Origin of the sequence: Crocosphaera watsonii WH 8501 (assembly GCF_000167195.1) — a bacterium.
Taxonomy (GTDB): domain Bacteria; phylum Cyanobacteriota; class Cyanobacteriia; order Cyanobacteriales; family Microcystaceae; genus Crocosphaera; species Crocosphaera watsonii.
Genome location: NZ_AADV02000003.1, coordinates 150,845 through 169,681 on the forward strand (window position 1 = coordinate 150,845; position 18,837 = coordinate 169,681).

General features: G+C 38.4%; 17 protein-coding genes and 2 pseudogenes. 13 read left to right on the forward strand and 6 right to left on the reverse strand.

All coding sequences use genetic code 11. The features are described from left to right. Positions 1 to 43 precede the first annotated feature (43 nt). From CWATDRAFT_RS07785 to CWATDRAFT_RS07805, 4 genes are all read right to left on the reverse strand, one after another. Positions 44 to 1,138, reverse strand: coding sequence for a fatty acid desaturase (locus CWATDRAFT_RS07785; RefSeq protein ID WP_007304482.1), 1,095 nt, complete (start codon positions 1,136 to 1,138; stop codon positions 44 to 46). After that, positions 1,131 to 1,352 carry a hypothetical protein gene (locus CWATDRAFT_RS07790; RefSeq protein ID WP_198138952.1) on the reverse strand — a complete coding sequence of 74 codons (222 nt, stop codon included), beginning with the start codon at positions 1,350 to 1,352 and terminating at the stop codon, positions 1,131 to 1,133. The genes CWATDRAFT_RS07785 and CWATDRAFT_RS07790 overlap by 8 nt, the downstream gene beginning before the upstream one ends. A 644-nt stretch (positions 1,353 to 1,996) precedes the next feature. Next, entirely contained in the window at positions 1,997 to 2,464 is a 468-nt protein-coding gene (gene scpB, locus CWATDRAFT_RS07800) for an SMC-Scp complex subunit ScpB (RefSeq protein ID WP_007304483.1), read from the reverse strand. A gap of 14 nt (positions 2,465 to 2,478) precedes the next feature. Continuing rightward, on the reverse strand, positions 2,479 to 2,940 hold the full coding sequence (locus CWATDRAFT_RS07805; protein WP_007304484.1) for a hypothetical protein: 462 nt from the start codon (positions 2,938 to 2,940) through the stop codon (positions 2,479 to 2,481). A 114-nt stretch (positions 2,941 to 3,054) separates the two neighbouring features. Here CWATDRAFT_RS07805 and CWATDRAFT_RS07810 point away from each other — a divergent pair, with 114 nt between their 5' ends. The 11 genes and pseudogenes from CWATDRAFT_RS07810 (at position 3,055) to CWATDRAFT_RS07855 (ending at position 14,373) form a co-directional block, all read left to right on the forward strand. Continuing rightward, positions 3,055 to 4,122: an aromatic ring-hydroxylating dioxygenase subunit alpha gene (locus CWATDRAFT_RS07810; RefSeq protein WP_007304485.1), complete on the forward strand. Its 1,068-nt coding sequence runs from the start codon at positions 3,055 to 3,057 to the stop codon at positions 4,120 to 4,122. Positions 4,123 to 4,256: 134 nt separating this feature from the next. After that, positions 4,257 to 4,895, forward strand: a complete 639-nt coding sequence (gene purN, locus CWATDRAFT_RS07815) for a phosphoribosylglycinamide formyltransferase (protein WP_007304486.1) — start codon at positions 4,257 to 4,259, stop codon at positions 4,893 to 4,895. Positions 4,896 to 4,911: 16 nt separating this feature from the next. Further along, complete coding sequence (locus CWATDRAFT_RS07820) at positions 4,912 to 5,829, forward strand: serine aminopeptidase domain-containing protein (protein WP_007304487.1); 918 nt, start codon at positions 4,912 to 4,914, stop codon at positions 5,827 to 5,829. 93 nt (positions 5,830 to 5,922) lie between these two features. Beyond that, a complete protein-coding gene (locus tag CWATDRAFT_RS07825) occupies positions 5,923 to 6,828 on the forward strand; it encodes a circadian clock protein KaiA (RefSeq protein WP_035825446.1) in 906 nt (301 codons plus the stop codon). Positions 6,829 to 6,928: 100 nt separating this feature from the next. Next, complete coding sequence (kaiB, locus tag CWATDRAFT_RS07830) at positions 6,929 to 7,243, forward strand: circadian clock protein KaiB (protein ID WP_007304489.1); 315 nt, start codon at positions 6,929 to 6,931, stop codon at positions 7,241 to 7,243. A 108-nt stretch (positions 7,244 to 7,351) separates the two neighbouring features. Beyond that, positions 7,352 to 8,911 (forward strand): circadian clock protein KaiC, encoded by a 1,560-nt coding sequence (kaiC, locus tag CWATDRAFT_RS07835; RefSeq protein ID WP_007304490.1) that lies wholly within the window; start codon positions 7,352 to 7,354, stop codon positions 8,909 to 8,911. Between the two features lie 301 nt (positions 8,912 to 9,212). Next, positions 9,213 to 11,246: pseudogene (locus CWATDRAFT_RS07840) on the forward strand (GspE/PulE family protein). A 63-nt stretch (positions 11,247 to 11,309) separates the two neighbouring features. Next, a complete protein-coding gene (locus tag CWATDRAFT_RS07845; protein ID WP_007304493.1) occupies positions 11,310 to 12,416 on the forward strand; it encodes a type IV pilus twitching motility protein PilT in 1,107 nt (368 codons plus the stop codon). 298 nt (positions 12,417 to 12,714) lie between these two features. Further along, positions 12,715 to 13,004: pseudogene (locus CWATDRAFT_RS39470) on the forward strand (type II secretion system F family protein); the annotation flags it as partial. A gap of 255 nt (positions 13,005 to 13,259) precedes the next feature. Further along, the gene (locus CWATDRAFT_RS39475) at positions 13,260 to 13,703 is read left to right on the forward strand and encodes a type II secretion system F family protein (protein ID WP_232287044.1); all 444 of its coding nucleotides are present in this window, start codon (positions 13,260 to 13,262) and stop codon (positions 13,701 to 13,703) included. 88 nt (positions 13,704 to 13,791) lie between these two features. After that, on the forward strand, positions 13,792 to 14,373 hold the full coding sequence (locus tag CWATDRAFT_RS07855) for a hypothetical protein (RefSeq protein ID WP_007304496.1): 582 nt from the start codon (positions 13,792 to 13,794) through the stop codon (positions 14,371 to 14,373). Positions 14,374 to 14,452: 79 nt separating this feature from the next. On the opposite strand, the gene CWATDRAFT_RS39480 is transcribed toward CWATDRAFT_RS07855, so the two are convergent. Together CWATDRAFT_RS39480 and CWATDRAFT_RS39485 are read right to left on the reverse strand one after the other, a co-directional pair. Beyond that, positions 14,453 to 15,019: an ImmA/IrrE family metallo-endopeptidase gene (locus CWATDRAFT_RS39480; protein WP_007304497.1), complete on the reverse strand. Its 567-nt coding sequence runs from the start codon at positions 15,017 to 15,019 to the stop codon at positions 14,453 to 14,455. Further along, positions 14,979 to 15,668 carry a helix-turn-helix domain-containing protein gene (locus tag CWATDRAFT_RS39485; protein WP_007304498.1) on the reverse strand — a complete coding sequence of 230 codons (690 nt, stop codon included), beginning with the start codon at positions 15,666 to 15,668 and terminating at the stop codon, positions 14,979 to 14,981. The genes CWATDRAFT_RS39480 and CWATDRAFT_RS39485 overlap by 41 nt, the downstream gene beginning before the upstream one ends. A gap of 364 nt (positions 15,669 to 16,032) precedes the next feature. Between CWATDRAFT_RS39485 and CWATDRAFT_RS07870 the strand changes: the two genes are divergently transcribed. Both CWATDRAFT_RS07870 and CWATDRAFT_RS07875 read left to right on the forward strand, forming a co-directional pair. Further along, entirely contained in the window at positions 16,033 to 16,626 is a 594-nt protein-coding gene (locus CWATDRAFT_RS07870) for a PH domain-containing protein (protein ID WP_042711347.1), read from the forward strand. Positions 16,627 to 16,704: 78 nt separating this feature from the next. Continuing rightward, complete coding sequence (locus CWATDRAFT_RS07875; protein ID WP_007304500.1) at positions 16,705 to 18,441, forward strand: Rqc2 family fibronectin-binding protein; 1,737 nt, start codon at positions 16,705 to 16,707, stop codon at positions 18,439 to 18,441. The last annotated feature ends 396 nt before the right edge of the window (positions 18,442 to 18,837 follow it).

Consider the following 18,837-nt stretch of genomic DNA (forward strand, 5'->3'; position numbering starts at 1 on the left):
AGTTTTATAGCAATTATCTTCTTGACTTAGCTAGATTACAGTTTCAGGTTTTCAAAATCGCCTCAGTCGATTGACGAAAGGATGAGATCGAAACCAAACGGTTTGAGTCAGCACTCCATAAAAGGAACTGGGAACAGTCCGCCAAATCTCTCATTCGTAGGGTCTTCACATCTGAGAGCAGATGACTATTTTCACGATGACAGGCTGCAAGATGATAATTGGGAATTCTTTCACAAAGATGATGAATATTGTGATAGCCGATGTCGGCAGTAAACCATCTGAGAATAGCGGGTAATTCTAAATAACTGCTGCCCTGAACTGCACCTAGAATATAGTTCCAGTCGGCTGTTTTGTGAGCATAAGCTCCCTCAAAAATGTGCTGTACGAAAAAGAGCCAGATGAAAATCGTCGCAGAACAACTGAGTGTAATGGAGTAAATACTCCAAAACAACCCAACTCCCCATAAATGGCTCAGAAAAATCCAGCTACCAACCACACAAATATTGTTGAGCAGGAGATCCCAAAATTCAGTAGCCGACTGCCAATGTTTGGATTGGTGGGCAGATATCGTCTGTGCTAAGTTAAACTCTGAACCTTTCTTGAAATCAGTGAATATATGCTGGATAAACTCATAAACTTCCATTATTAAAATGAGCCTGGGCTTGATGGCAAGGTAGAAAAAGCCGCCAGGAATCGCCATTAATGGATGTGGCAGGAGTTCATATAGTCTTTGATTGAACGGATCGAGCTTAGAAAACTCTTCAGTAGATAAAAAATCGGCAACGCCTCGATATCGTTCCCAGTCGCCATTGGTTTTGTGATGGTAGGCATGATCTCTAGACCAGCCATATTGGGGAATTGCATTGATTACACCTAGCACGAACCCAAAAATACGGTTAGCCGATTTTGACTGAAAGAGAGAATAATGTCCGCAATCGTGCATCAAAGAGAAACAGCGAAGTGAAAAGAGAATCAGCAGAACAATGATCGGGGGGAGAAGCCATAGAGAAATAGACGCTACTTTTACCGCTAAAATCCATAAAAGAACATAAGGCACAACGGTATTGAGAATTTGATAAGTTGCCCGCAGGTTACTGCTGTTGATGTAGGTGGTCAAAACGAACTCAGCTTTATTCATGAGTGCCTCTTTGGGGGGTTAAGTTAGGTTGAAACTCTGCCCAACGGTGTTGCACCTGCGCATAACAGCCGGCAGGAGAAATCTTGAGGTTTTTTAGCAGGTTAATATAGACAACACCATTACCAAGCACCAGAAGCACAATCGCCTGAGTTGGGACATAGGTGTTAATTGCATTTAGCAATGTTGTGACGACTTCTGGTTGCAGTTCCAGCACTTGCAGGTACGCTTCTAGGTGATTTCTGATAAAGGAGATCCCTTACCATCCCCCCTAACCCCCCTTTTTAAGGGGGGAATAATTGGAAAAGCAGGTATATTCAAGTGTGGAAATCACCCTACTTGCGCTTGTGGAATGAATACTTGATCATAGGTCAAAGTATCCACCTCCCAGTCAATGCAGGAAGGGATGGTATCGACAACAGTGCATACGACCATTCCCCTGCCTGTGTTTAGATAACCGTTCCAAGCAATGTATCCGATCAATAAAAAATTTTGTTGGATGAATTGCTTTTGCCAATAGCCAAAACATCCCTGCCAGACACTATCGTGGGGTTGCATCATCCCTATCTTCATGATTTTTTCCAGTTATAAATTTTGATAATTGATCGATAAATCAATCTCTCCTTGAACTTTTCGGGTTGCTTATACCATATTTTTTAACCTAGTAATCACTTCCTCTTAAGAAGAGTAATCTGACTGAGACGAAGTTCCCAGTCCCATCACAATGCCCCAAGTCAAAGATTCCCAATTTTGAAGAAAGGAGCGAATAATAAAGCCATAAAGTTGATTAGCTAAGCGGATCGCCATGACACAGGTTAAGGGACTTCCAGAGAATCAATTCCTCAGCACAAGCTTTTAGTGCTACTGTGGAAACTGATCAATTTCAAAATACTGATGAAATTTATTGGTAACTTCGAGAAGATAAGAACGTCCGCTCTCTTGACGACGTTTACGCACAAAACCCATCTCAACTAATTCCTGAACGTGCTGATAGGCTGTACTTCCCCTTAGTTCGATTAATTCGGTCTGAACAATTGGATTTTTCAGGGCAATGGCCGCTAAGGTTCTTAAAGCACCTTTTCCGAGTTCTGCCGGAATAATATCATCGGTGAGATCATCAAAAACTGAGCGCAATTGTAGACTGTAACCTGTTTCAGTTTCTACTACTTCTAAGGCACTGTCACGATAAGCATAATCAGAAATTAACTCCATCATCGCTTCTTGTGCTGTATCTACTTCACATTCGGCACATTGAGCAATATCCATTAAGCTTAGGGGTTGACCTTTGAGATAAAGAATCGCTTCTATTTTCGTCGCTAGTTTCATCATAATCTATTCTATCTCTAATCAGAGAAAATATCGATTTCAGTAGGGTTTAGATTTAGTTCTATAGAGTGACCATATTCAATAAAATCAAGGGGTTGGGTTAAAATTTCTAGGGTTGAGTCGTCTTGAAAATGGTTCGGTTTCGTTTCAGGATGAGGATAATAAATTAGTCCAGTATATTTGCCTTTGTTGTAAATAACCTGACAAAAAGAAAATGAAAAAGTTTCTGCTGGTGAGCCAAGATTCCATTTTACAAGTTCAAAAGTATATTGAGGATTACACAGTTTAAACTTATAAGGACTAATCTTAACGTTTAAAGTTCCTGGGAAAAAAGAAGAAATGTCTAATCCTCGCTGTTTAAAGAAAGGAGTTTGCATTTCAATGGTTCCTTGAGAATAAGGACTATCTTTTGCTATTCCTGAAGCAACTTGATGGCCTTCCCTAATAGTGCCTTTAATGGTTATCCATTCTGGGGTCATGGCTGTTGGTTTGTCCAAATTCCTCTTTAAGTGTTATATTACCATAGATAATAATTTTTGATTATATTTGTTGATAAAATTTACCATACTAACTTTTTGAATAATAGTTTAATTATGGATGTTAGAACCTGCGGAATCAATTTAAACCATTGGTATGTGGTGGCACAAAGTAGAGAAATTACCACAAAACCCATAGAAGTTAAGCTATGGTATCGCTCCATTGTCCTTTATCGAGATAGTACGGGAAAAATTCATGGTTTAGATAATCGTTGTCCTCATCGTCAGGTTAAACTCAGTGAGGGTAAAGTGGTTGGAAATTCTCTGGAATGTGCTTATCATGGTTGGCAATTTAATGGCCAAGGAAGTTGTACTTTTATCCCTTATTTAAACTCGAATCTTAATGGAAAGTTTTCCAAGAATCAAGCTTTACCAAGGAGTCAGATTGAGAGTTACCCTGTCCAAGAAGACGATGGTTTTGTCTGGATATTTTTAGGAGAAAAACACCTATTAGAGTCTAAACAAGTTCAACCAATGAGTATTCCTGAATGGCAGCATCTTAATTATATTGGGACAGTTTCTGTAATCGATTGTCAGGCTCATTTTTCTTTTCTTATTGAAAATTTAATGGATATGTATCATGGACATCTTCATGATGATTATCAAGCTTGGACAGATGCCAAATTAAAAGAATTACTCACTACTGAAGAAGGAGTTAAGGGATTATACGAAGCACAAAGTTATTATAAAATTGATAAGATTTGGTCAATTTCTCAGCTATTCTTTCCTCGCTTTCGTTCTTTACATCCCGAACCTTTAATGGTTAATTATTGTTATCCTCACTGGCAATCGACTTTAGGGAAAGATTTTACAATATATTGTTTATTTTGTCCCATTAGTCTTACTCATACCAAAGCTTACTTAATTCATTTTACCTCTTTAAATGCTTTTTGGCGGTTACATAAACTACCAAAATGGTTTAGACAGTTTATCAAGGATAGACTCTATGGAACAGCACAAACCATGTTAGATGGATTGGTTGAGCAAGATATCATTATGATAGAACAAGAACAACAAGCTTATGACCAACAACTCCGAGAACCAACCTATGAAATAAACCCCACTATTCCTGCTGTTCAAAAATTTATCAAAAAACAAGCAGAAAAAGAATCAATCATAATTTAGAATTTAGAATTACCCTAGAGACTTGAAACTATTTTTTTGTGTCATTTTTGGCAAAATGTACATCAAGAGCAAAATCAAATAAAGGAAGATGGTATAATCCACAAAGATAACCAATATGACGATTATAACCAACGATGGAAAATGCCACTCCTAGTTTTATTTCTCCTCAAGTATCTAGGGAAGAATTGATATTAGAGATCCCATTAAAATTAGGTGTATTAGCATCAGGAAGTGGGACTAACTTTGAAGCGATCGCTAATGCTATCAATCAACAACAATTAAACGCGACAATTCCCCTCTTAATTTACAATAATCCTCAAGCTAAAGTCAAGGAAAAAGCAACAGCTTTAAACATTGAGTCCAAACTCCTCAATCATCGAGAATTTAAGGGACGAGAAGACTTAGATCAAGCTATTGTAGATTTGTTCAAATCTTATCAGGTTGATTGGGTAATTATGGCAGGTTGGATGAGAATTGTTACCCCAGTGTTATTAGAAGCATTTCCCAATCATGTTATCAATATTCATCCTAGTTTGTTACCTAGTTTCAAAGGAATTAAGGCAATAGAACAAGCTTTAGAAGCAAAAGTTAAAATTACAGGATGTACAGTTCATCTTGCCAGTTTAGAGGTGGATAGTGGACCGATTTTATTACAAGCAGCAGTCCCTATCTTACCTAACGATACCCTAGAGACCTTACACAATAGAATTCAAATAGAAGAACATAAAATTTTTCCCCTTGCTATTGCCTTAGCTGCTAAACTATACTATTAAGATAAACCAATAAACTATGAATTATCGTCCAGATTTTATACTATTTGCTCAACATGGATGGGCTGATACGAACGAAGAAATAAGGAAATTAGCCACTAAATTAGCCAATGATAAAACCCTGATTATTAGCCCCAATTTAGGTTGCCTAAAAACTTGGTTAAGTATGGAACCATTAATTGAGAAGGTCACTGAACAAGCTGAAGAAATTAGCCAAAAATATCCCCAAACCCCGTGGCGAATTATGGGTCACTCCATGGGGGGCTTAATTTGGCTAGAAATTCTCCATCAAAATCCCCAATGGTGGGGAAAAATTCATTCTTTGGTCTTAATTGGATCTCCCGTTGGGGGGGCAGATTTAGCCAGAATTATTGACCCATTATCCATTGGCGTTGGTGTTGCTGCCGACTTAGGAAAAAACCGCCGTTTGCAAGCAGATAGAATCACAAAAATTGTGCCAACATTAGTGATTGCCGGTAACAGTGATAATGGTAGCGACGGTACTATTCCCATTTCATCAACCAAATTAACCTATAGTTATTTTGTCTGCTTACCCAATATTTCCCATAGTCAATTAAAAAACCATCCTACCTTAGTAGATGTTATTGAAAAATTTTGGGAAACTTCTCCAACCCCGGCCTTATTTGAAAAGGATTTTCCTACAGTTTTGATCGAAAGACTACAATTAATTCCAGGGATGACCGATGCCCATTCTAGAGACTTTGAAAAAGCCAAAGCTTACCTTAATTTTGAAAGAGGAATTTCTATTAAATTGTGGAAAAATCCTTTAAACGTTCTTCATGTTTTTGTGTCCAGTGAACAAGAACAATGTTTATATGCCGGGTTTGTGGGGTGGATACATTCAGACGGATTATATCAAGGGTTAGAAGCTATTCATCAAGACTATTATGAGTTAGTCATTCACGGACTTGATTAATTTTCTCTGTGCATAACAAACCAGAGACTTTTATGGTAACTTCTTAGAGGGGAGTTTTACTCTCACTATTTGTGTTTATCTATCCACAGACCATTGCAGACGCGACTATCCATTTGTCTTTGTAGCAGTGATAAACCTTTCACTCAGTTATTGGCCAATCATCTGAGTGGCGATCGCTATCGTCTACATATCATCGATCAAGTAGAAGAGTTAATACCTTTCTTAAAGGCTCATAGTGAAACTATAGATTGTTTAATTGTCAGAGAGGAAGCATCTATTCTGCCCTTATTCAACCAACTGTATGAAAGAGGAACCCTCTTACCAGTTATTATTGTCGAGAAGGGGGAAGATCCATCCATAGCTTTGGCTAATGTAGAATCACCCACTTTTCTCTACCATAGTGCTGAGGTGCGTCATGGGGTGAGCCAGTTGGGGGATGTTCAGATGACTATTGATCGTGCCATCACCAAGTTTTTGCACTTGGGGCCTAGTTGTTGTCTTGCTGATCGCTCCCTGTCTGCTCAAGGAGATATTGATACAGAAAAACATCAGAGTTTTTTACTGTTACAACAGCGTCGTCTAGCGGAAAAACTCAAAGAAAGATTAGGTTATTTAGGAGTATATTATAAGCGAAATCCTCAATATTTTTATCGCAATCTTTCCCCAGAAGATAAACAAGCCTTACTGAAAGAATTAATGACTAATTATCGAGAGATAATTTTAAATTATTTTGGCGAAGATGCCGACATTAATCAAGCTATTGATCAATTTGTCAATCAAGCTTTCTTTGCTGATATTTCTGTGTCCCGTGTCTTAGAACTGCACATGGAACTGATGGACGAATTCTCACAACAACTCAAATTAGAAGGACGCAGTGAAGAAATTCTGCTAGACTATCGCCTAACCATTATTGACATTTTGGCCCATTTGGGAGAAATGTATCGTCGTTGCATTCCTAGAGGAGATTTACTTTTTGATTTATTAAATCAAATGGATTAAAGTAGTGAAGGACGAGAAAACTCTACTAAAATAATTCTTATTGTTCCCTAAACCTGTAAAATTTGTCTAATGATTTTTCTTGCTCTATCAATATGTGGCCATGATTGACTTCAAAAAAACCTATGTTCTCAAACTCTACGTCGCTGGTAATACCCCCAACTCAGTGAGGGCTTTAAAAACTTTAAAAAATATCCTCGAAGACGAATTTAAGGGAGTTTACGCATTGAAAGTTATTGATGTTTTGAAAAATCCACAATTAGCCGAAGAAGATAAAATTTTGGCAACACCAACCTTGGCGAAAATTTTACCACCTCCTGTACGTAAAATTATTGGGGATCTTTCCGATAGGGAGAAAGTTTTAATTGGTTTGGATCTTCTCTATGAGGAGATTCGGGAACGGGAGAATGATCCATAAATACCTAGTTTTTAACGACAGTGTTTAAATTAGATTTTTTTCCATATTACCCTTGCATTTTTTTATAACCTTTCATACTTTCACTTATAAAACTATTATAAATAGGTCATGAATCAGCCGCTAAAGAGTGAAAATCAACCACAACAATTAACCCCTAAAGGGGTTCGTAAAATTCGGACAATGATCGAAGGCTTAGATGAGATTACCCACGGTGGTTTACCCCTGGGAAGAACGACTTTAGCCAGTGGGACATCGGGAACAGGAAAGACCCTTTTGGCGGTACAATTTCTTTGTCATGGTATTAAGTATTTCGATTATCCGGGGCTATTTGTTACTTTTGAAGAGTCTCCCCGTGATATTATTGAAAACGCCTATAGTTTTGGTTGGGACTTACAACAATTGATCGATGAAGGTCAATTATTTATTTTAGATGCTTCCCCCGATCCCGAAGGTCAAGAAGTGGTGGGAAGTTTTGATTTATCTGCTTTGATCGAACGCATACAATACGCTATTAATAAGTACAACGCTAAGTTAGTTTCCATCGATTCGGTTACTGCAGTCTTTCAACAATACGATGCAGCTTCTGTGGTGAGACGGGAGATTTTTCGCTTAGTTGCCCGTTTAAAACAGTTAGGGGTGACTTCTATTTTAACCACGGAAAGGGTGGACGAATATGGACAAATTGCCCGTTTTGGGGTCGAAGAATTTGTTTCTGATAATGTTATTATTGTTCGGAATGTTTTGGAAGGGGAACGTCGTCGCCGTACCATTGAAATTCTCAAATTACGGGGAACAACCCACATGAAAGGAGAATATCCTTTTACTATTACCAATGACGGTATTAATATCTTCCCATTGGGGGCTATGAGATTGACACAAAGATCATCTAATGCGCGCAGTTCTTCTGGTGTTAAAACCCTAGATCAAATGTGTGGTGGCGGGTTCTTTAAAGACTCCATTATCCTCGCTACAGGGGCAACCGGAACGGGCAAAACCTTACTGGTTAGTAAATTCTTAGAAGAGGGTTGTCGTCAAGGAGAAAGGGCGATTTTATTCGCCTACGAAGAGTCTCGGGCCCAGTTATCTCGTAATGCTTTTTCTTGGGGTATTGACTTTGAAGAAATGGAACAAAAAGGACTCTTAAAACTGTTATGTACCTATCCAGAATCTGCTGGTTTAGAAGACCATTTACAAATTATTAAATCAGAAATTTCTGAATTTAAACCTTCAAGAATTGCTATTGACTCTTTATCAGCATTAGCTAGGGGTGTTACTAATAATGCTTTCCGTCAATTTGTGATCGGAGTTACGGGGTATGCTAAACAGGAAGAAATTACGGGTTTCTTTACCAATACCACCGATCAATTTATGGGGGCCCATTCCATTACGGAATCTCATATTTCTACTATTACCGACACTATTTTAATGTTGCAATATGTAGAAATTCGGGGAGAAATGTCACGGGCCATTAATGTCTTTAAAATGAGGGGTTCATGGCACGATAAAGGTATCCGAGAATACATGATCAATCAAGATGGGCCTATTATCCAAGACTCCTTCCGAAATTACGAACGGATTATTAGTGGTTCTCCCAGTCGTATTAGTGTGGATGAAAAAACCGAATTATCTCGTATTGTTCGGGGTGTGAAAGATAAGACAGAGGAGTAATATCCAATAAAGTTCTAATACCTTCGTTTAAACAGATACCCTTAGAAATTAACAAGGAGATTTCAGCAATTAATAATGAATAATTAATAATTAATAATTACCCCTTCTTTAAAGAAGGGGATTGGCTAAGGGGAGAATCATACAGTAACAAAACAAATAATTCAAAACTATGAACGGATGAACAGATAACTCACATTTTAAGTTGATTTAGGCTTTAAGAGAAAAAATTTTCTCTGAGATGGTAATTTTGAGGGCGGTTCTGGGAACAATAAGCACGTAAGCAGCCTATGATTACTGCCTTATGTCATCTTTGTCTACCTCAAACTTAACCGCTTCCAAGCGCAACCGAGCAGTTGCGCTACGTAATTATTTTTCACCCTTTGGCAACAAACTGATCGAGGCCGGATACGCCGGGCCAGATCAGATGAAACAGGCCCTTGTGGAAACTCGTAAAACCGGTCGTCCCTTAACCGATGTGTTACAGGTGATGACTGGGGAACCCTTATCTCCAGATTTAATACGACAATATAAAAAACACCATTTATTTGAACTAAAAATCCTCTATGGTGTAGACTCCATCGATCCCGAAGTCTCTCCTGTTGCGGATCTCCAGATGGCTGAATTAATTAATTCCTTAATCTCTTTTGATATTTGTCGTCGTCATAAAATCTTACCCTTATCTCGACACGAAGGAGATCCTCCTTCTGTTTTGGTGGCCATGGTTGACCCCGATAACCTTGCGGCACAAGACGACTTGAACCGCATCTTGAGGGCGAGAAACCTAGACCTACGGCGTATGGTCATAACCCAAGAAGATTATGACAGCTTATTAGAACAGTATCATGAAATTCAACAGGAGCTTGATGTAGAGAAAGAACGCATCTCTAAAGAAGAAGCCCTCAATAAAATGGGGGATCTCACCGACATTGTGGGTAATCTCGATGCAAACATAAGTGAAGAAGAAGATGAGAGCCACGATGCCCTAGATGCTAACGATGCTGGTCAGGCACCGGTCATTAATTTAGTCAACAAAATCCTCGCTAAAGCCCTCCAGGAAGGCACTTCCGATATTCATGTTGAACCCCAAGAAGAAACCCTTGGCGTTCGTTTCCGTAAAGATGGGGTACTCCAACAGGCTTTTGATCCCCTACCACGTAAAGTCACTGCGGCGGTGGTAGCACGGTTCAAAATTATGGCGGATCTCGATATTGCTGAACGTCGTCTTCCTCAAGATGGTAAGATTCGACGCATTTATCAAGGTCGAAAAGTGGATTTTCGGGTTAATACCTTACCCAGTCGTTACGGGGAAAAAGTTTGTTTACGGATCTTAGATAACTCTGCGACTCAGTTAGGGTTAGATAAACGAATTACTAACCAGGAAACCCTAGATATTGTCCGAGACTTGGCTAGTCGTCCCTTTGGCTTATTTTTGGTTACGGGGCCAACCGGTTCGGGTAAATCTACCAGTTTATATTCAGTTTTAGCCGAAAGAAATAATCCTGGGGTAAATATTAGTACCGCCGAAGATCCCATCGAATACTCTTTACCCGGCATTACCCAAGTTCAGGTTATTCGCGAAAAAGGGATGAACTTTGCCTCTATTTTACGGGCATTTATGCGACAAGATCCCGACGTTATTCTGGTGGGGGAAACTCGGGACGTAGAAACGGCAAAAACTGCGATCTAAGCAGCCTTAACCGGTCACTTAGTTTTAACCACCCTGCACACCAACGATGCCCCTGGGGCAGTTGCTCGTCTGGATGAAATGGGGGTTGAACCTTTTATGATTTCTGGGGCGTTATTAGGGGTACTGGCGCAACGGTTAATGCGTCGGGTGTGTAGTGAATGTCGAGTGCCTTACAAACCAACCAAAGAAGAATTAGCCCGTTTTGGTTTATCTGCTTCTAATGATGAGGAAATGACCATCTATAAGGCTAATAAATTGACCTCAGAGGAAATAGCCGAAGCCAAAGAAAATGGCTCTATCTGTCCAAAATGTGGGGGTAGTGGCTACAAGGGACGGGTTGGGGTTTATGAGGTAATGCGCAATACTGAACGCATTCAAAGCCTGATTAACGAAGGAGCCACCACCGATCGCCTCAAAGAAGCTGCCGTGGAAGAAGGGATGATCACCATCCTTGCCTATAGTTTACAACTGGTCCAAGAAGGTTACACCACCCTTGAAGAAGTGGAACGGGTAACGTTTACGGATACGGGACTTGAGGCGGAATTAAAAGCAAAGCGCAAGAGTTCTCTGGAGTGCAAAACCTGTTCTGCGATACTCGAACCGGAGTGGATGGACTGTCCTTATTGTATGACTCCCAGATTTACTTAATTTCAACCCCGTCTTTAACAACGGAATCTTATAACCTAATTTAATTTTAAGGAGAAAAATGCTATGGAAATGATGATTGAAGACTTGATGGAACAACTTGTGGAAATGGGGGGTTCTGATATGCACATTCAAGCTGGTGCGCCCATTTATTTTCGTGCTAGTGGTAAATTAGCCCCCATTGACGATGAACCTCTTTCTCCTCAAGAAAGTCAAAAGTTGATTTTCAGTATGCTCAATAATAGTCAAAGAAAAGAGTTAGAGCAAAACTGGGAATTGGATTGTTCTTATGGGGTTAAAGGGTTGGCACGTTTTCGGGTCAATGTTTATAAGGAACGGGGTTGTTATGCTGCTTGTTTACGGGCTTTATCTTCCAAAATTCCTAATTTTGAACAGTTAGGATTGCCCAATATTGTACGAGAAATGGCTGAACGTCCACGGGGTATGGTGTTAGTAACTGGTCAAACGGGATCGGGTAAAACGACTACTTTGGCAGCGATTTTAGACTTAATTAATAGCACTAGACAAGAACATATTTTAACAGTGGAATATCCTATTGAGTATGTTTTTCCTAATGTTAAAAGTCTCTTTCATCAACGACAAAAAGGAGAAGATACAAAGTCCTTTGCTAATGCCTTAAAAGCCTCGTTACGGGAAGATCCTGACATCATTCTGGTGGGGGAAATGCGGGACTGGGAAACCATTGGTTTAGCTATCACCGCAGCAGAAACGGGACACTTAGTTTTTGGGACTTTACATACTAATTCAGCCGCCGGTACTATTGACCGTATTGTTGATGTATTTCCAGCGAATCAACAGGCACAAATTAGGGCGATGTTATCTAACTCTTTGATTGCAGTGTTTAGTCAATGTTTAGTTAAGAAACATAAACCCAAACCTGGAGAATTTGGTCGGGCAATGGCTCAAGAAATTATGATTGTTACCCCAGCGATCGCTAACCTGATGCGAGAAGGAAAGGCTGGTCAAGTTTATTCAGCTATTCAAACAGGAATGAAACTGGGAATGCAAACCATGGAACAAGCTTTGGCTAGTTTAGTGGTTAGTGGTTCAGTTTCCTTTGAGGAGGCGGTTTCTAAAAGTGGTAAACCCGATGAGTTACAACGCTTAATTGGTGGCGCAAACATGAGAGCAAAAACGAAATCTCGTCGTTAATTAACATCTTTAAAGGCCCCATCGTTAAGTTAAGGACGGGGTTTAAATCACTGTTTATTATATATGAAAGAAAATGCCTACTTATATAGTTCAAGTCAAGAACACAAAAGGAAAAGTCTCTAAAGAAAAAGTTGAAGCAACCTCACCGGCTCAGTCCAGAGCAATGCTTAGACAGCAATATCCTGCTATTGGAAAAGTTAGTGAAGCAGGAATGCAATTTGATTTTTCAGGGATCGAAGGAGCTTTAAGTAAAGTTAGTGTTAAGGATAAAGCTGTCTTTTCCCGTCAATTTTCTGTAATGATTAATGCTGGGGTTGCTATTGTTCGTTGTTTGGGAGTTTTGTCCGATCAAGCTACCAATCCTAAAATGAAAAAGGCTTTATCAGCTATTAGTGCTGAGGTACAACAAGGGATTAGTTTATCTGATGCTTTAGACAAACATCCTGACTGTTTTGATCAACTGTATGTCAGCATGGTAGAAGCCGGAGAAATGGGGGGGGACTCGATGAAGTATTAAACCGTTTGGCTAAACTTCTCGAAGATATGGCCCGACTACAAAACCAAATTAAATCTGCTATGGCTTATCCGGTTACAGTGGGTATTTTAGCGGTAATTGTTTTCTTTGCTATGACCATCTTTTTAATCCCTGTTTTTGCAGGAATTTTTGAAAGTTTGGGGGCAGAATTACCTGCGTTAACCAAATTTATGCTTTATTTAAGTGGCATAATGAGAAGCTGGAAAATTCTTATTCCTATTGTGGGTTTTTCTGGTTTAGTTTTTGGTATTAAACAATACTATAAAACCCCTATTGGACGTTTACACATTGATAAATTTTTACTGAAAATGCCTCTGTTTGGTGACTTGAATGAAAAGTCTGCTGTGGCACGTTTTTGTCGGGTTTTTGGGAAGTTAACTCGTTCTGGTGTTCCTATTCTTACCTCTTTAGAAATTGTTTGTAACACGGTGGGAAATAAGGTGATTGCTAACGCAGTTGCTGGGGCCCAATCAGAAATTCAGCAGGGTGGAATGATGAGTTTAGCCCTACAAAATGCCAATGTTTTTCCTCAGTTAGCTATTCAAATGATTTGTATTGGCGAAGAAACAGGGGAACTGGATGCTATGATGATGAAAGTAGCTGATTTTTACGAGGATGAAGTAGAACAAGCGGTGAAAGCTTTAACCAGTGTTATTGAACCTTTAATGATGGTTTTGATCGCTGGTATGGTAGGGGTTATCCTCTTATCTATGTATTTACCTATGTTCGCAATTTTCGACCAAGTGGTATAAAATATTTTTCAATGCTTCCCACTAATAGAGACGTTTTTTCTAACGTCTCTATTATATTTTTTGAGTCTATTTTATTATTAATTTTCTTATGTCGATTAAACCATCTCACTATGAACAACTTTTATGCGAATATAGCGATCGCTTAGGGGCTATTTCCCTCTTAAAACAGCATCGTTCCTATTTAGAAATGCTCCCTAGTTTACGTCGTCCCGAAGAAAGTCTGATTACTCTTCCTCTGCCAGTGGTTAAAGTTCGTCAACCACAACCTTTAAGCGAAAGTCGTTTGGGTTCTCCCAATATTCAAGAAGCGATTCAGTTACCTTGTGATTTAGCTATTATTATGTGTGACCCAGAATGGAAAATTAAGTTAGGGTCAGATATTATTGTTTTTATTCATCGTCCTCACGAATATTTTTCCCATTTATTGGGGCGTTGGCGACAAACTCAAATTCATTTAGATAAAGATTATGAATGGTTAATGCCCATGAAAGAAGCTCATATGTTGAGTGAAGGAGGAGAGAAAGTGTATCCTTTCTTTGTTGTCTTTGAACATAGCTTGGAGAGAATCAAAAAAGGATTAAAAGGTGCTTGTTTACCCTATATTATTCAACAGTCTATTCCAGAAGAAAGCGAGAATATTTTAGAATCTATTTCAGAATCACAACTCTAGTAATGTCGGTTCAATATTTAATAATATCTGGACAAGCATCTAATAAAATTAAATAATTATTAATAAAAATTATTTAATTTTATCTCCCATTTTCTTCACTTTTACACAAATCTAAATTCCTATTTTCTTCTGTCATCCCACTAGAAGATTCTCTTAAAATTTCTGCAATGCGACGCGCTTCTAGACGATCAACTCTCAGAAAATTACCAAAACGTCCTTCTGTAATTAATCCTTGATCGAATGCTTCTATGGCTAAATGTTGATAGTGAATAGGGGTTAAATCATTCCTTGATTCACGATCTTTCAGTCCTATTTCTTGTTGTGCTTTTCTCACTTTAAAACCCCTATTTTTTAAGCGTTTCCAAGTTCCTGATGGCATTAATTTCATTTCTTCTAAACGATAAGTTAATGCTTGAACCGATACACCATAATAATGAGCTAAGGTTAATAAATTTGTTGGGGTAAACTTCCCATGAGTTTGATACATATCATTAAATTGTTTCAATAAACTACTGGTTGGCATTAGAAAATATTTAGGAAACGCCTCTGCTAACTGTTCACTAATGGGCATTCTTTGACATTGGTTCTCATAATCAATAACTGGTTTATATCGATGGGCTAAAAAGTGAAGATAACCATGTGCCAATGACCAAAGTTGTCGTTCTTTGGGATGATAAGCATTGATAGCTAAACATCCCCCCCATTTGTTCGTTATAACTATACATTTCTGAACACTTAGATTTTGCTGGCATCACTAAATAAAAGATGCGTAATCCAACTTCTTGTTCTAAAATATCCCTTAATAGAGGAATGGGGCGATCGCCTAATCCTAACCGTTGTCTTTCTGTATTGGCAATACTTTCAGCAGCACTCTCTAACGGCATATTTTCCAGATGATATTCTGGTGGATAATTTCGAGTAAGAGGAGCATCCATTATTTTCTCTAATTCGAGATAGTTTTGACACAAGTTTTCAAACTCTAAAATAACGGGTTTGATTTCTGTCTCGATGGTTTCACCACGACTATAAGCTTTACGAAACTGTACGTCAAACGATTCTGCAACGGGAGTCTCTTTGACAAAATCACTGACATTCCGTCCATAAGCACGGGCGAGTTTTATCAATTCAGAGGACTTTAAACGACGTTCTCCCTTTTCAATAGCGACGATGGTAGTACGGGCAACTTTAATGATTTTAGCTGCCTCTGCTTGGGTCATTCCGCACTGTTTTCGAGCTTGTTGGAGTCGTTCTCCCAATTGATTGAGATTGATTTTGTTAAGGACATTATTAGCCATTACAGTTTCCTCAACTTTGTTGCAAGATAACACAAGATTTTGATGTTACCACTTGATTGTTAACTTTCGGTAGGAGACTTGTTTTAAGTTGAGATTCTACAGTTTGCCATTCGTTGACATAAGTTGAATAAAATTGATAATGTCAGTCATAAGTTTTAATGATTGACTTAACGCTATTTTCTAAGAAATGATTTCTAAATGACATCTTAAGATAATAAGGTGGGCAAGTAAGAAACTTATTTGCAAGGGATTATAATAGTTAAAAGACTTGCCCACCCTACGAAATTGGTTGCTACGAAATTGGTTGCTATAGTATCATATTTCTCTTAGGGTCTTGTTATTGTTTTCTAGAGAAGTTTTACCCATGAAACGATTGTTATCTATGTTATTGATGAGTGCTGTTATTACGGTTACTAATACAGCATTAAGCATTCCTCTATCACCCTCTTTGCTACCGTCTCAGCAAAACAAAGAAGAACAAATTACACGAGAAATTCAAGTTGCTTTTCCTGATTTTGTGGTTGTTTCATTGAAGTCAGGAAATAGGGTTACAGGGAACTTTCTTGATTTGAATAACCTTAGTTTAATTATTAGTTTTAAAGATTACGTTGCAGGTATTCCCTTAAGTGATATTCAATCGATTGAGTTTAAGGATCAAGTGTTGATTCCTGCTAATCAAAGCGTTATATGTCAACAAAGCAATAATCAATGTCGTCGAGTTCCTTTGAGTCAGAATCAAGAACAAGAACCAACAATTATGGAGAGTATTCCTCTGGCTAGTTTGAGCTTATTTCGAGGTTCAAAAACTGCTTTATTAACGATTACTGAACCATTGCAATACGACGAAAACGAAAACCTCAATTATTTATCGAATAAGAATATTCATATCATTAACTCTCTAGAAATAGACGAATCAGGAGAACTAATAACCCTAAGCTTTATTCCCAGTAAGCGTTAATCAAAACAAGAGAATGCTGCTTTTCATTTTAGCTAAAATTTGCGAAAATAGAAAAGTATCAGTTATCAATTAACTACCATGCAGTCCGTCGACGTTACCACCTTAACCGCCATTTGTCATGATTTACAAAGCCATTGGCTACCTGCTAAAGTTGAACAGGTTTATCAAAAAGATCCCTACACCATTTCTATCGCTTTGCGTACCCTAAAAAAACGCAGTTGGTTAACCATTTCTTGGCATCCCCAAGCTGCTAGATTATGTATAGGAGATCCCCCACCAAGAACTCCCGATACTTTCACTTTTAGCGATCAATTACGTCATCAATTAAATGGCTTTGCACTGGTCAATTTAAAGATGATTTCTCCTTGGGAAAGGGTGGTTAATTTACAATTTGCTAAACGCCCAGGAGATGAAACAGTTTGGCATCTTTATGTAGAAATCATGGGTAAATATAGCAATGTTATTTTAACGGATAATAAACAACAAATCGTTACTGTTGCTCATCAAGTTAACGCCAATCAATCTACTGTTAGGACAGTACAAACAGGAAGAAGTTATGAACTTCCACCAACTTTAACAGGGACATTCCCAAAATCAGAAGAATCCCAAGAAAGATGGCAAGAAAGGGTTAGTTTAATTCCTGGTTCTATCAAAGAACAATTATTAAACAGTTATCGAGGTTTAAGTCCTGTTGTTGCTGCTTCTCTGATTAAAAAAGCTGGATTAAAAACAGAACAGTCTACAGAAAATTTAACAGTAGCTGAGTGGAATGAATTATATAAATTATGGCAGGTATGGTTAAAAAGTTTTCAAAATCAAAATTTTCAACCCGGCTATACTGAAAACGGTTATACTGTTTTAGGTTGGGGAATAATTGAGCCAAAGATTAATATTCAAACCTTGATAGATAATTATTATACTAAGGAAATTAATCAAGAAAAATTTAAACAATTAAAACACCAACTACAACAAAAACTCAAATCATGTCTTAAAAAACTATATAACAAAGCCAATAATTTTCAGCAAAAAATGGAGCAATCTTCAGAAGCAGAGGAATATCGTCAAAAAGGGGATTTATTAATGGCTCATTCTTACCAGTGGGAACCAGGAATGAATTCTATGACTTTGAAGGATTTTGAAACAGATAAACCCATAAAAATCCCTTTAAACCCAGAAAAAAATGCCATACAAAATGCCCAAAACTTGTATAAAAAACATCAAAAATTAAAACGGGCAAAAGGTGCTGTAGAGCCATTATTAAAGGAAGTTCAAGAAGAAATTAATTATTTAGAACAAGTAGAAGACAGCTTACAACAAATAGATAATTATAATTCCCCAGAAGACTTACAAACCCTACAAGAAATCAAAGAAGAATTAATACAACAAAATTATTTAACCTCTCGAACCCAACAAACTCAGAATATTCCCGATGAGTCCCAACCCTATCAACACAAAACTCCATCGGGGTTTGAAGTGTGGATCGGTCGTAATAACCGACAAAACGATCGCCTCACCTTTCGTACTGCCGGGGACTATGATTTATGGTTTCATACCCAAGAAAGTGCTGGCAGTCATGTATTATTGAGACTTGAACCGGGGGCCAAACCCAATGAGGCTGATCTTAACTGTGCTGCTGACTGGGCTGCTTATCATAGTCGGGCCCGTCAAAGCGAACAAGTTCCCGTGGTCTATACAGAACCCAAATACGTCTATAAGCCCAAAGGAGCCAAACCAGGGATGGTTATCTATAAACGAGAAAAGGTGCTTTGGGGAAAACCACATAAGATCCAATACTATCTAAAAAATCAAGGTTAAGACAAATATTTTAAATATTGTTTACAAAAATTCGTGTCTGATGTTACAATTCGTTTATAGAAATCGATGGTTAGCAAATTTGGGAATGCGCCAACTGATTTCCTCGAAGAACAACAACAATTTGAACCCTGTCCTTAGCGACGGGGTTTTAGGCTTTCCAGGGACTGCGAGCGCTGGTTTTTAACCCCCCTGGCGAGAAATCCCCGATTGAGGAACGAAAATCGAGGGATGAGAGCCAGGACAGAATTTTTGTGATAGACTAAAGGCGGCCGTAAGGTATGTACCTGAATTGTAGCCGAACTTGGAATGTATCCATCCAAGATGAGAGTGAAAGGTAGTCATTGACGGAACCTCCAGAGCTTGGGAAATACGAGAAAAATTGCATAAATCTGATAA

Bases quoted from the DNA above. Each gene is read 5' to 3' on its own strand.
- kaiB (WP_007304489.1), top strand. From the start codon at position 6,929: ATGATTGACTTCAAAAAAACCTATGTTCTCAAACTCTACGTCGCTGGT.
- CWATDRAFT_RS07870 (WP_042711347.1), top strand. From the start codon at position 16,033: ATGAAACGATTGTTATCTATGTTATTGATGAGTGCTGTTATTACGGTT.
- CWATDRAFT_RS07875 (WP_007304500.1), top strand. From the start codon at position 16,705: ATGCAGTCCGTCGACGTTACCACCTTAACCGCCATTTGTCATGATTTA.
- CWATDRAFT_RS07855 (WP_007304496.1), top strand. From the start codon at position 13,792: ATGTCGATTAAACCATCTCACTATGAACAACTTTTATGCGAATATAGC.
- CWATDRAFT_RS07845 (WP_007304493.1), top strand. From the start codon at position 11,310: ATGGAAATGATGATTGAAGACTTGATGGAACAACTTGTGGAAATGGGG.
- kaiC (WP_007304490.1), top strand. From the start codon at position 7,352: ATGAATCAGCCGCTAAAGAGTGAAAATCAACCACAACAATTAACCCCT.
- CWATDRAFT_RS39475 (WP_232287044.1), top strand. From the start codon at position 13,260: ATGCCTCTGTTTGGTGACTTGAATGAAAAGTCTGCTGTGGCACGTTTT.
- CWATDRAFT_RS39485 (WP_007304498.1), bottom strand. From the start codon at position 15,668: ATGGCTAATAATGTCCTTAACAAAATCAATCTCAATCAATTGGGAGAA.
- purN (WP_007304486.1), top strand. From the start codon at position 4,257: ATGGAAAATGCCACTCCTAGTTTTATTTCTCCTCAAGTATCTAGGGAA.
- scpB (WP_007304483.1), bottom strand. From the start codon at position 2,464: ATGATGAAACTAGCGACGAAAATAGAAGCGATTCTTTATCTCAAAGGT.
- CWATDRAFT_RS07810 (WP_007304485.1), top strand. From the start codon at position 3,055: ATGGATGTTAGAACCTGCGGAATCAATTTAAACCATTGGTATGTGGTG.
- CWATDRAFT_RS07785 (WP_007304482.1), bottom strand. From the start codon at position 1,138: ATGAATAAAGCTGAGTTCGTTTTGACCACCTACATCAACAGCAGTAAC.
- CWATDRAFT_RS07820 (WP_007304487.1), top strand. From the start codon at position 4,912: ATGAATTATCGTCCAGATTTTATACTATTTGCTCAACATGGATGGGCT.
- CWATDRAFT_RS07805 (WP_007304484.1), bottom strand. From the start codon at position 2,940: ATGACCCCAGAATGGATAACCATTAAAGGCACTATTAGGGAAGGCCAT.